This is a genomic window from Paraoerskovia marina, from assembly GCF_900105445.1.
In the GTDB taxonomy this organism is placed as follows: domain Bacteria; phylum Actinomycetota; class Actinomycetes; order Actinomycetales; family Cellulomonadaceae; genus Paraoerskovia; species Paraoerskovia marina.
On the sequence record NZ_LT629776.1, the window covers coordinates 1,780,794 to 1,793,501 of the forward strand.

Below are 12,708 nucleotides of genomic sequence, written 5' to 3' on the forward strand. Positions count from 1 at the left end.
ACCCATGTGCTTGCACCGCGTCGGTTGACGAGGTGCTGGAGATGTGGGGATTATCGACACCACTCACCGGCGTGCAGCCGATAGCGTGCGTCGATGAACCTGCGTCCGGAGTGTCGGTGTCGACAGGAATCGGATTGCCCGCCTTGTCGACATACCGAGCTTGCGCGGCCTCGGCTGCGGTGGCGACTGCGGGGGTGGGCTCTGACGAAGACGCGCTCGCGGGGTTGTCAGCGAGTGCGGTAGGCGACGCTGCCACCCCAAAGCCTACTGTCAAAACGAACGAAACGACTCCGGCGACTGCCAACTTCCGCGTTCTCATCAGTTTCTCCCGACACCTTCGTCCTGGCGAGTTTGTGTCGACCGAGGGTGACACAAGTTATCACCCGGGTCAACGAGGTTTCCGGCGCCGCGCAGCATGTGTGTCGAGGAACGAGCGCTGACCACTGGGCTGACACGGGACGCGTCGCCAACGGCATACCGCCTACGCCCTCACCTGGTACTTCTCATGCGAGATCTGTGAACGCCGCAGATACGATGTGATCGACTTTCAGAACGCGGCCTATACGAAGCTCGGACCGTGGAGTCCCGCGGAAGCCGGTGAGGTACTGAGCGGCGTCCTGCTCCCTGGGAAGAGATCCTCGGCGCGTTCAAGGGGATGCGTGACTCCGTGACCGTCACGGACAAGCGGATCGTCGCTCTGAACGTCCAGGGGATGACCGGCAAGAAGAAGGACTACACCTCACTGCCGTACGGGAAGATCGAGACGTTCTCCGTCGAGACTGCGGGGACGTTCGATCTCGATGCCGAGCTTGAGCTGTGGTTCAGCGGACTTGGCAAGGTCAAGCTGGAGTTCAAGAGCGACGTCGACATTCGTTGGATCGGACACCTCGTCGGCAGCAAGGTCCTGTGACCGGTGCGCCTGCAGCTCGGTTCGTGCGCCGGGCAGCCGTCGTGATCCCTGGCGGACGCTACGGCTGGTGGTCGAGGCCGTCGAGGAGCGCGAGACTTGCCTCGACGATCTGGGCCTGGGCGTCGTCGCGGCTGATCGTGGGCGTCCCGTCGCCGGGCTGCGGGCCGTAGTCGGCGAAGTCGGCGTGCACGGCTCCGGCGATCTCGACGAACGTCGTCGCCGCAGGGAGGTTCTGCCGTGAGTCGGCGATCGCCTCGGGGGTCGAGAGACCGTCCTCGGAGCCGGAGACCGAGGTGACCGTCAGCGGGCTGTCGCTGATGTCGCCCGCCGGGTACGAAGCGTGGAGCAGGAGGCCGTCGACGGTCTCGGGGTTGGCGCCCGCGAACGACGAGGCTGCCACGCCGCCGAGGGAGTGCCCGCCGACCACCCAGGTCTCGACGTCGGGATGGGCATCGATCGCGTCCGCGGACTGGTCGATGTCGACGAACGCGATGCCGAGCGGCTCCTTGAGGCTGACCACGGTGTGGCTGGCCTCGGCGAGCGGGCGCAGGATCGCGGCGGTCGCTCGGACGTCGACCCGGGCCCCGGGGGAGTAGACGAGGCCGACGTCCGAGGCAGAACCCACGGGTGTGAAGCTGTACCAGCCCGACGTCTCGGCGACCGTGACCGTCTCGTCGGACCCGAGTGCGTCGAGCGCGCGGTCGGTCGCGCCGAACGGTTCGAGCCACCATGCGGCCCCGAGGGTCCCGACGAGCACGATGCTCAGGACGGTCGCCCCGACCACCCGCCGGACGGGATGCGCGACGTCGCGTCGCGGACGGTCCCCCTGCCGCGCGTCGCGGACGACGGCGGCGACCAGGAGGACGCCGCAGGCCGCGGCGACACCGAGGAGCGCGCCGTAGCTCCAGTGCTGGTGCTGGACGACGTCCGCGGCAGTGAGCAGGACGACGGTGGGGACGATTAGGAGCATGGCGCCGAGGGCCGCCGTGGCGACGACGCGGACGACGGCGGCCCGGGTGCGCCCGGGCGTCCCGGTTGCGGAGTTCATCGTCCTATCCTCGTCCTCTGCAGTGTCTCTCCCGGAGTCCCGCGCCCGACGGCCGTCGTTCACGCTTGGCTGGCCGCCACCGCGCGATCCACGACGTGGCGGAGGTCGCCACCTCCTTCGGCGTACCAGGCACGCTGCCGGTCGGCCCCGCCCCCGCCCGCCCACAGCGTCCCGAGCAGGTCCGTGACCGCATCCATGTCGCCTGCGTCGACGAGCGCCTCGCGCACGTGCGTGACGAGCGCTCCGACGACGTCGTGCGCCGGTGCCGGCCGCCACGTGAGAGGGGAGACGAGGTCGCCGGAGATCCCCGAGCGTCCGGCCCGCCAGGCTGCGGTCCGGAGCAGCTCGGGTGCGTCCTCGGGGGCGGGTTCGTCGGCCGCGGCCGACCGTGCGGCCGTCTCGACCAGGCCCCGCGCGAGGGCTGCGAGGAGCGTCGTCGTGCCCGGGTCCAGGCAGACGTCCGCCACCCGGATCTCGACGGTGGGGTAGGTGGGGGAGAGACGGGCGTCGAAGAAGACCATGTTCGCGTCGAGGACCGTCCCGGTCGCGACGAGCTTGTCGACGGCGGCGTGATACCGCTCCGGCGTCCCGAACGTGCGGGTGGGCCCCGACGTCGGCCAACGGGCCCAGACCTGGGACCGGAAGCTGGCATAGTCGGTGTCGTCGCCCTGCCAGTACGGCGAGTTGGCGCTGAGCGCCATCAGCGTCGGCAGCCACGGGCCGATGCGGTCCAGGACGGCGACGCCCTCCGTGTCGTCGGCGACGGCCACGTGGACGTGGCAGCCGCTGGTGAGCTGCTCCCTCGCGGTGATGCCGAAGACGCGTCGGGCCTCGAGGTAGCGCAGGCGGGACACCGTGGTGCCGGTGAAGGCGATCGGAGAGGTCGCGAGCGCGACGGCCCGGGCGCCGACCCGGTCGGCGACCTCCTGGGCACGCGATCGGCCCGCCCCGACCTCCCGTGCCAGGTCCTCCAGGGAGTCGCGAGGGTGCGTGGCGGTCTCCAGCTGCTCTTCCATGAACTCGTTCTCGACGGCCCCGGCCGCAGTGTCCGTGACAGGGCCACCGTGTGCGTCGAGGGCCGCCGCGGCCTTGGCGACCGGCGCGCCGTCGTCGCCGACGAGCAGGAATTCTTCTTCGACGCCCATGGTCCGTAGTTCCGTCATGGCCGCAGTCTGCTGGTTGGAGGCGGACCACGCTCGCGGACGGCCCCCGGTTCCGGATACCGGACGACCCGGCGCTCGCGGTCGGTCCCGAGGGGGACGGACCGCGAGCGCCGGGTCGGCGGTGGAGCGGGTGCGGGTGAAGTCAGCCCTGCGGGACGTTCGCGACGCCGTCCGGCAGCAGACGCCGGCCCAGGACCTTCTCCGAGTACCCGGTGCGGTCCAGGTACGGGGTGATCCCGCCGAGGTGGAAGCCCCACCCGGCGCCGAGGATCATGCAGAGGTCGATCTGGGTGGGCGTCTCGATCACCTTCTCGTCGAGCATGTGACCGATCTCGACGGTCAGTGCTGTGAGCACCGAGTCGAGGACCCCTGCCTCGTCCAGCCCGGTGCCGGGCGTCGCCGCGAAGGCGGACTGGATCTCCGGGTCGACGTGAGCCGGAAGGCCCTTGGCGGCAGGCTTGAGCGAGAGCCGCGTGCCGTCCTCGACGAGCTTCTCGAGCCCTGGGGACTGCGGGATGCGCTCGCCGAGGTCCTCGCGTAGGGAGGTCAGGACGTGGAGCCCGACCGCCGGACCGACGAGGTCGAGCAGCTGGAACGGAGGCATCGGCAGACCGAGCGGACGCAGAGCGCGGTCCGCGACCTCGACGGGCGTCCCGCCCTCCACGGCCTCGGCGATCTTTCCGAGGAGGAGCACCAGCAGGCGGTTGACGACGAAGCCTGGTCGGTCGAGGCAGCCCACGGCCGTCTTGCGGAGCTTCTTGGCGACGGCGAACCCGGTGGCGAGGGCCTCGTCCGACGTCTTCTCGGCCTTGATGATCTCCACCAGGGGCATCTGGGCGACCGGGTTGAAGAAGTGGATGCCGACGACGCGCTCGGGGTGCTGAAGGTCGGCCGCCATCTCGGTGATGGACAGGGCCGAGGTGTTCGTCGCGAGGATCGCGTCGGGGGAGATGATGCCCTCGAGCTCGGCGAAGACCTTCTTCTTCAGGCCCATGACCTCGGTGACGGCCTCGATCACGAAATCGCAGGACGCGAAGTCCTGGATGTCCGTCGTGCCGTGAACGGAGGCGAGGATCTTCGCCCCGGCGTCGGCCGACATCCGTCCCGACGCCGTGAGCTTCTCGACGGTGCCGCGCACGTGCTGCAGGCCCTTGTCGACGCGCTCCTGGTCGAGGTCGCGCATCACGACCGGCACACCGAGCCGCTGGGCGAACAGCATCGCGATCTGTGCGGCCATGAGCCCCGCACCGACGATGCCGACGCGGGTGACGGGCTTCGCGAGGCTCTTGTCCGGGGCACCGGTCGGGCGCTTGCCCTGCGAGACCGCCTGGAACGCGTAGACGCTCGAGCGCATCTCGTCGGTCATGATGAGGTCCGCCAGGGCCTCGTCCTCGGCGGCGAACGCGTCCGCCTGCGTCGCCGTCCGTGCCGCGGCGATGAGGTCGAGCGCGCGTCCCGGCGCGGGGCGCGAGTCGGCGACGACGGCGTCCAGGCGCTGGCGGGTCGCGTGCACGACGGCGTCCCAGACCTCGGGGGAGTCGAGCTCACGTCGCTCGACGATGACGTCGCCGCGCAGGACGGACTCCGCCCACGCGATCGACTGCTCGAGGTAGTCGGCCGAGCCGAAGAGCGCGTCGACCAGTCCGAGCTCGAGGACCTCGGCGGGCTTGAACGGCTTGTTGGCAGCGGGCCGCGTCAGGATCACGTCGACGGCCTTCTCGATGCCGATCAGGCGAGGCACGAGGTAGGCGCCGCCCCAGCCCGGGATCAGGCCGAGGCCGGTCTCCGGGAGGGCAAGTGCGCCCGCGTCCGAGGCGACCGTGCGATAGGTGCAGTTGAGCGCGAGCTCGAACCCACCACCGAGCGCCAGGCCGTTGACGAACGCGAAGGTGGGCACGCCCAGCTCGCCCAGCAGGGTGTAGGCGCGGTGACCGTTGCGGCCGAGCTCGCGTGCGTCGTCGTGCGTGGTCACCGCGGCGACCTGCGTGAGGTCGGCACCGGCGGCCAGGAAGTACGGCTTGCCCGTGACGGCGACGGCGACGATCTCGCCGGCCGCCGCGCGCTCCTTCAGGCCCTCGAGGGCCGTGGTCAGCTCGGCCATCCCCTCGGGGCCGAGGGTCGACGGCTTGGTGTGGTCGAGCCCGTTGTCCATCGTGATCAGGGCCATCGTCCCGGTGCCGCCCGGCAGGGCGACGTCGCGGACGAGGGAGTGGGTGACGCGCTCGGCGCGTGTGTCGGTGCTCATTAGGCTCAGGCCTCCTGCGTCGTCGTGTGGCCGGAGTAGTCGGCGTGGCGGGGGTTCTCCCAGATGACGGTGCCGCCCATGCCCAGGCCGACGCACATCGTCGTGATCCCGTAGCGGACCTCGGGGTGCTGCGCGAACTGGCGGGCCAGCTGCGTCATCAGGCGCACGCCCGTCGAGGCGAGCGGGTGGCCCATCGCGATGGCTCCGCCGTAGACGTTGACGCGCTCGTCGTCGTCCGCGATGCCGTAGTGGTCCAGCAGGCTGAGCACCTGGACGGCGAACGCCTCGTTGATCTCGAACAGACCGATGTCGTCGATGGTGAGCCCCGCGGTGCGCAGCGCACGCTCCGTCGCCGGGATCGGGCCGATGCCCATGACCTCCGGGTCGACGCCCGCGAAGGCGAACGAGACCATGCGCATGCGGACGGACAGGCCGAGCTCCTCGGCGACGTCCCCGGCCGCGAGCAGGCAGGCCGTGGCGCCGTCGGTCAGCGGCGAGGCGTTGCCGGCCGTCACCTTGCCGCCGGGGCGGAAGGGTGTCTTGAGGTCGGCGATGGCCTCGACCGTCGTGCCCGGGCGCGGCAGCTCGTCGGTCGTGGCGAGACCCCAGCCGTTCTCCGGGTCGCGGGTGGCGACCGGCACGAGGTCGGGCGAGATGTGACCGTCCGCGAGGGCCTGGGCGTACTTGGCCTGGCTGGCCACGCCGAACGCGTCGGTGCGCTCCTTGGTCAGGTGGCTGAACCGGTCGTGGAGGTTCTCCGCCGTCGCGCCCATGACCAGGGCGGAGGAGTCGACGAGCTTCTCGGAGACGAAGCGCGGGTTCGGGTCCATGCCCTCGCCCATCGGGTGGTGGCCCATGTGCTCGACCCCGCCGGCGATCGCGACGTCCTGCGCGCCGACCATGATCGCCGAGGCGGTGTTGGTCACGGCCGTCATCGCACCCGCGCACATGCGGTCGATGGCGTACCCGGGCGTCGTGCTTGGCAGACCCGCGAGGAGCGCGACGCTGCGCCCGAGGGTCAGACCCTGGTCGCCCGACTGGGTGGTGGCCGCGAGAGCGACCTCGTCGACCCGCTCGACGGGGAGCTCGGGGTGGCGACGCAACAGCTCACGAACGGCCTTGACGGCCAGGTCGTCGGCGCGGGTGTGCGCATAGATTCCGTCGGGACGTGCCTTGCCGAACGGTGTGCGAACACCTTCGACGAAGACGACGTCGCGGACGTGCGGGCGGACGCGCGGCGCTATGGCGCTCGCAGTCTGCTCGGTGGTGACCGAGGTCATGGAGTCTCCTTGGGGTGGACGGCGGTGTCCGGTGAGCGGCACCGCTCCTGCAAAGTAGAGGCTACCCGCGGTAGCAGGTAAATGTCACTACCTGACGGGGTGTCGTGGAGACGACGACGCCGCACGGCCCGGGTGGGCGGTGCGGCGTCGGGACGGGTCGGGCGTGGCGCTAGTGAGAACCTCGCAGCGTCCGGACGACCTTCTTCGCGGTCGGCAGCGCGCTGTTCCACGCGGAGTACCAGATCGAGAAGGGGACGTCGACGCTGCGGACGAGCTCGTCGCTGTGGTGCGCGAAGCTCTTCTTGAACTCGCTGATCCCGTCGTTGAGCAACCCGTTCATGTCGTAGCGCACCACGCCCGCCTCGCGTGCCAGCTCCATGGCGTGCCACTTGACCGGGGCGTTGGCGCGCAGCTTGCGCCCCGCGTCGTTGATGCCGCCGTACAGCTCGAACGAGGTCGAGGCCGACTGGACGCACCAGACGAACGCGACCGGCGCGCCGTCGTCGTCGAAGGCCGCCACCAGCACCGAGGCGTCCGCCATCTCGCGGTGGATGGCCAGGTAGTAGGCGTCCTCGTGGAGGGCGAACCCGGCGCGCTCCGCCGTCTCCTTGTAGACCTCGAGCACCGCGCGGACGGTCTCCTCGTCGACGACGCGGCGTACGTCGAGGCCGGACCGTCCGGCCTTGCGGATGTCGTACCGCGTGGACTTGCTCATCGACTTCATGAGGGTCTCGGGGTCCTTGGTCAGGTCCACGATGAGTGTCGACGGGTAGAGGATCGGGTTCGGCGACGGCCGCGCGTCGGCGAGCGTCAGTGAGGTCCCCTCGGGCCAGTCCGGCTCGAGGGTCATCCCGACGCCGCCGATGGTCGACTTCGCCCAGGCGGCGATCGCCGTGGTGACGGCCGAGCGCTGCGGCTCCCTGCCCACGCCGTACCCGCCGCCCGCGTAGGCGCCCTCGGGACCGGACTCCACGTCGTCGCGCACGCCGTCGTCGTCGGCGGGGGAGACGACCACCGGGCCGCGGGGGACGTGGCACAGGGCCTTGAACTGGGCGGGCAGACGACGGACCAGGATCTGCGCCGCGCCGACGAGCTCCTCGCCGTCGAGCACGTGCAGACGTCGCGCCGTCCAGGTCCCGGTGCTCTTGACCTCACCCCATCCCCACAGCTGCAGCGGGTGGCCCCCCGCGTCGAGGATCGAGCGATCCCAGGCGTCGCGGTGGGTGATCTCAACGACCGTCAGGTCCATCTTCGGCTCGTGCACGCGCTCGACCCTATCCTGTCCGTCCTCGTCGCACGGCGACCGCGGTCAGGCCCCGGCCAGGCCCGCGAACGCGCGGGCGAGGGGTTCCGCGACGAGCGCACGCTGCCACGGCCTGGCGCCTCCGGCCGCGAAGGCCTCGTCGAGGTGGTCGGCGTCCAGGCGTTCGGGCGGGGACCAGCACACCGCGCGCAGCAGGGACGGCTGGACCACGTTCTCGACGGGCATCGTGACCTCCTCCGCGACGGCGTTGACCGTGGCGCGGGCGACCTCCAGCCGTGCGGCGGCCTCGGGGTTGCGGTCGGGCCAGGCGCGCGGGGGCGGGGGAGCGTCGGTTCGCGGGCCCCGGGTCGACGGGAGCTCGGCGTCGGGGAGGGCGAGCGCCTCGTCGATGGCGACCTGCCACTGCGGGGCGCGGCGCTTGGTGGCACGGCCGGAGAACTCGCGCAGGGCGGTCAGCGCGGGGACCGAGCGCGGCATCGCGCGGGCCGCGGCGACGATCGCCCGGTCCGGAAGGATGCGGCCGGGCGCGATGTCCCGGCGCCGTGCGTTCAGGTCGCGCGCCTCCCAGAGACTGCGCACGACCGCCAGCTGGCGACGGTCGCGGAGTCCGTGCATCCCCGACGTCCGGCGCCACGGGTCCACCCGGGGGGCGGGCGGCGGCATCGTCCGGACGTGCTCGAACTCCTGGGCGGCCCACTCCGTCTTGCCGGCGGCGTCGAGGCGCGCCGCGAGCTCGTCGCGGAGATCCACGAGCACCTCGACGTCCAGCGCGGCGTACCGGAGCCAGGACTCGGGAAGGGGCCGTGTCGACCAGTCGACCGCGGAGTGCTCCTTCGCCAGTCCCAGGCCGAGGATCTCGGCGACGACGGCCCCCAGCCCCACCCGCTCGAGCCCGAGCAGTCGGGACGCGAGCTCGGTGTCGAAGATCGTCGTCGGCAGCAGACCGTGCTCGGCGAAGCCCGGCAGGTCCTGGGACGCGGCATGCAGGACCCACTCGGCGTCCCCGGCCGCCTCGGACAGCGCGGAGAGGTCCGGGAGCTCCCGCGGGTCGACGAGCCAGGTACCGGAACCGCGGCGTCTGAGCTGCACCAGATAGGTGTCCTGCCCGTACCGGTAGCCCGAGGCACGTTCGGCGTCCGCGGCGACCGGACCCGTGCCCGCGCGGATCGCGGCGACCGCGGCGGCGAGCCCCTCGGCGGTCGTCGTCACGGCAGGAATGCCGTCGGCGGGTTCGGTGAGCGGGGTGACCGGGTCCCCGGGGGTCTCCTCGGCGTCGGGCGGCCCGTCCGGAGTCTGCGTGTCCGTCGTCATGGGTCCATCGTGCCGTGTCGAGGTCGCAAAGTGGTCACGCCGTCCGGCTGGGGCGGGATCCCTGCGGCCGAGAGCATGAGGTCGTACCAGGCCTGGAGGTGGGGTGCGAGATCAGCCGTCCCGGGCGTCCAGGAGGCGCGGATCTCGACGTCGACGTCCTCGTCTGCCGTCGAGAGGACCCCGAACGACGTGGACAGGACACGTGTGACCGTTCCACCCAGGGTGTGCGCGTCCGTCTCCTCGACGGCCTCCTCGAGCCAGGACCACGCGACGTCGTCGAACAGCGGGTCCGCGGCCATGTCGACGTCGAGCATCGCCCGCGTCAGGGTCACGACCCGGAACCGGCCGTTCCAGGCGTCCTGGCCCGTGGGGTCGTACAGCACCACGATCCGGCCCGTCGCGAGCTCCGTCTCGTCCGAGCCCCCCGGGGCACGCACGGTCGCCTCGAACGCCACGGCGTAGGGCGAGATCCGACGGGGTGCCTCGATCTCGCGCAGCTCGATGCCGGCGCGCGGTGCGTGGGAGGCGAGGGCCTCGAGAGCTCCGAGAAACTCCTCCGGAACCCCGGCTCGGGGGGCGTGGATCACATGCCGAACCCTACGAGGTCGTGTCCAGGATGTGGAGGAACGGCGCGCGGAAGGGGCCTGCGACGGGCGGCCTACTAAGGTGGACCCCGGCGCCCACCGAGGGGTGTCGCAAGAACGAGACGACCTCCCGAGGAGAATCGAACCGTATGTCTGCACGTGCTCAGATCGGCGTCACCGGCCTGGCGGTCATGGGCCGCAACCTCGCCCGCAACTTCGCCCGCCACGGCTACACCGTGGCGGTGCACAACCGTTCGTACGCGAAGACCCAGTCGCTGATCGAGGAGAACGGCTCCGACGGCGACTTCGTCCCCTCCGAGTCGATGGCCGACTTCGTCGCCTCCCTCGAGCGTCCGCGCAAGGTCGTGGTGATGGTCAAGGCCGGTGGCCCGACGGACGCCGTGATCGACGAACTCGTTCCCCTCCTGGAGGAGGGCGACATCATCGTGGACGCCGGCAACGCACACTTCCCGGACACCATCCGCCGCGAGAACGCCCTGCGCGCGCAGGGGCTGCACTTCGTCGGCACCGGGGTCTCGGGCGGCGAGGAGGGCGCGCTCAACGGCCCCTCGATCATGCCGGGCGGTACCCGGGAGTCGTACAAGAGCCTCGGCCCGATCCTCGAGGACATCTCGGCCAAGGTCGACGGAACCCCGTGCTGCACCTATGTCGGCCCCGACGGCGCCGGACACTTCGTCAAGATGGTGCACAACGGCATCGAGTACGCCGACATGCAGCTGATCGCCGAGGCCTACGACCTGCTCAAGCAGGGACTGGGCGCCTCGGCGGCCGAGATCGGCCAGATCTTCGCCGAGTGGAACACCGGTGACCTCGAGTCGTTCCTGATCGAGATCACGGCCGACGTGCTGCAGCACGTGGACGCCGAGACCGGGTCGGCGTTCGTCGACGTCGTCCTCGACCAGGCCGAGCAGAAGGGCACGGGCCGCTGGACCGTCCAGAACGGCCTGGACCTCGGTGTGCCCATCACGGGCATCGCGGAGGCGACGTTCGCCCGTGCTCTGTCGGGCTCAGTCCCGCAGCGCGAGGCCGGTCGTGCGGCTCTGCCCGCCCACACGCAGGAGTGGACCATCACGGACCGCGACGCGTTCGTCGAGGACGTCCGCCTCGCGCTCTACGCCTCGAAGGTGGTCGCCTACTCGCAGGGCTTCGACCAGATCGCGGCGGCGAGCGTCGAGAACGACTGGAACATCGACCGTGGTGCGATGGCCCGCATCTGGCGTGGCGGCTGCATCATCCGTGCCGGGTTCCTCAACCGCATCACCGAGGCCTACGAGCGCGACGCCGACCTGCCGCTGCTGCTCGCCGACGAGTACTTCACCGGCGCGGTCGGCAACGGCCTGGCCGCCTGGCGTCGCGTCGTCGCGGGTGCCGCCCAGAACGGCATCCCCACGCCGGCCTTCAGCTCGTCGCTCGCGTACTACGACGGTGTCCGGGCCGAGCGTCTTCCCGCCGCGCTGATCCAGGCGCAGCGCGACTTCTTCGGCGCGCACACCTACCGGCGCGTCGACCGTGAGGGCACCTTCCACACGGAGTGGTCGGCGGACCGCAGCGAGTCGGAGGCGTGAGCCGGCCCTCAGCCGCCGTGACGGAGACCCTGCTGCCCGTCGCGGTCGGCGGAGACATCGGTGCCTACGCGATGCTGCGGGCGTTCCACGAGCGCTACGGCTGCGACGCCGTCGTCGTCTCGGCCGTGGCGACCCGGGCGATGGCCGACTCCTCGTTCGTCTCCGTGGTGGTCGAACCACGCGTGGACGAGCCGGAGCGGATGGTCGCGGCCCTCGAGCGCGTCGCCGCGCAGAACCCCGGGCGCACCCTCGTCCTCCTGACGAACGCGGACTGGTACGTGCGCACCGTCATCGAGCACCGCGAGCGGCTGGAGGGCGCCGGGTACCGGCTGCCCTACTGCTCGCTCGACGTGCTCGAGCGGGTCTCGACGAAGGAGGGGTTCGCCGAGATCTGCGACCGTCTGGGCATCGCGACGCCGCGCACGGTCGCCGTGGACGTCCCGGCTCTGGTCGCCGCCGGGGGCAGGGACGCCGTGGGTTCGTTCCCGGTCGACCTCTCCTACCCGTTGATCGGCAAGCCGTCGTCCTCGGCGGACTACTACTACGTCGACTTCCCGGGCAAGAAGAAGATCCACCACATCGGCTCGCGTGCCGAGCTGGACGAGCTTCTCGGGCACCTTGTCGACGCGGGGTACACCGGGACGTTCCTGCTGCAGGACTTCATCCCGGGGGACGAGACCCAGATGCGGTCCCTGACCGCGTATCGGGACCGGTCGGGAAAGATCACGCTGCTCGCGACCGGTCAGGTGCTCCTCGAGGAGCACACGCCCGGCACGCTCGGCATCCCGGCCGCCATCCTCGTCGAGGAGGACCGGGACGCGATGGACACCGCGCAGCGGTTCCTCGACGAGGCGGGGTACGTGGGGTTCGCCAACTTCGACTACAAGGTGGACCCTCGCAACGGCGAGCGCGTCTACTTCGAGATGAACCCTCGTGTCGGGCGGAACAACTACTACGTCACCGGCGCCGGGGCGAACATCGCCGAGGCGATCGTCGACGACTGCGTCCTCGGCGAGTCCGGCGAGCTCAGCACGCCCGACCGTGAGGTGCTCTACTCCGTCGTGCCCTACGGCCTGCTGCGCAAGTACCTCGTGGACGAGGCGTTGGCAGCGCGGGTGCACGCCGTCAAGAAGCGGGGCGACGTCGTGAACCCGCTGAAGTACGGGGCGGACTCCGGCATCAAGAGGCGGTTCGTCGTCGAGGCCGTGACGCAGAACTATCGGCGCAAGTACGCCCGGTACTACCCCGAGCCGGTGTCGACCGACGTCTGAGTCCGACGACGGGTGGTGCGGCGACGGCCGCGGACGGGGACAGGGT

The 12,708-nt window shown here is 71.0% G+C and carries 10 protein-coding genes; 3 read left to right on the forward strand and 7 right to left on the reverse strand.

Translation table 11 applies throughout. From position 1 onward, the window contains the following. Positions 1 to 655: 655 nt before the first annotated feature. A complete protein-coding gene (locus BLU20_RS07930) occupies positions 656 to 910 on the forward strand; it encodes a PH domain-containing protein (RefSeq protein ID WP_231959150.1) in 255 nt (84 codons plus the stop codon). A gap of 58 nt (positions 911 to 968) precedes the next feature. Here the strand turns inward: BLU20_RS07930 and BLU20_RS07935 are convergent, their stop codons facing one another. From BLU20_RS07935 to BLU20_RS07965, 7 genes are all read right to left on the reverse strand, one after another. Further along, positions 969 to 1,958: an alpha/beta hydrolase gene (locus BLU20_RS07935; protein ID WP_231959151.1), complete on the reverse strand. Its 990-nt coding sequence runs from the start codon at positions 1,956 to 1,958 to the stop codon at positions 969 to 971. Between the two features lie 59 nt (positions 1,959 to 2,017). Then, positions 2,018 to 3,121, reverse strand: a complete 1,104-nt coding sequence (locus BLU20_RS07940; protein ID WP_231959152.1) for a carboxylate-amine ligase — start codon at positions 3,119 to 3,121, stop codon at positions 2,018 to 2,020. Positions 3,122 to 3,263: 142 nt separating this feature from the next. Then, positions 3,264 to 5,366, reverse strand: coding sequence for a 3-hydroxyacyl-CoA dehydrogenase NAD-binding domain-containing protein (locus tag BLU20_RS07945; protein WP_083372186.1), 2,103 nt, complete (start codon positions 5,364 to 5,366; stop codon positions 3,264 to 3,266). Between the two features lie 5 nt (positions 5,367 to 5,371). After that, positions 5,372 to 6,646: a thiolase family protein gene (locus BLU20_RS07950; RefSeq protein ID WP_083372187.1), complete on the reverse strand. Its 1,275-nt coding sequence runs from the start codon at positions 6,644 to 6,646 to the stop codon at positions 5,372 to 5,374. 169 nt (positions 6,647 to 6,815) lie between these two features. Further along, positions 6,816 to 7,910 (reverse strand): lipid II:glycine glycyltransferase FemX, encoded by a 1,095-nt coding sequence (locus tag BLU20_RS07955; protein WP_231959153.1) that lies wholly within the window; start codon positions 7,908 to 7,910, stop codon positions 6,816 to 6,818. Between the two features lie 45 nt (positions 7,911 to 7,955). Then, positions 7,956 to 9,221: an HRDC domain-containing protein gene (locus tag BLU20_RS07960; protein ID WP_083372188.1), complete on the reverse strand. Its 1,266-nt coding sequence runs from the start codon at positions 9,219 to 9,221 to the stop codon at positions 7,956 to 7,958. Next, positions 9,218 to 9,808 (reverse strand): DUF3000 domain-containing protein, encoded by a 591-nt coding sequence (locus tag BLU20_RS07965; protein WP_029253531.1) that lies wholly within the window; start codon positions 9,806 to 9,808, stop codon positions 9,218 to 9,220. The genes BLU20_RS07960 and BLU20_RS07965 overlap by 4 nt, the downstream gene beginning before the upstream one ends. A gap of 146 nt (positions 9,809 to 9,954) precedes the next feature. Between BLU20_RS07965 and gndA the strand changes: the two genes are divergently transcribed. Together gndA and BLU20_RS07975 are read left to right on the forward strand one after the other, a co-directional pair. Beyond that, positions 9,955 to 11,391, forward strand: coding sequence for an NADP-dependent phosphogluconate dehydrogenase (gene gndA, locus BLU20_RS07970; protein WP_083372189.1), 1,437 nt, complete (start codon positions 9,955 to 9,957; stop codon positions 11,389 to 11,391). Then, complete coding sequence (locus BLU20_RS07975; RefSeq protein WP_231959154.1) at positions 11,388 to 12,662, forward strand: carboxylate--amine ligase; 1,275 nt, start codon at positions 11,388 to 11,390, stop codon at positions 12,660 to 12,662. The genes gndA and BLU20_RS07975 overlap by 4 nt, the downstream gene beginning before the upstream one ends. Positions 12,663 to 12,708 lie beyond the last annotated feature (46 nt).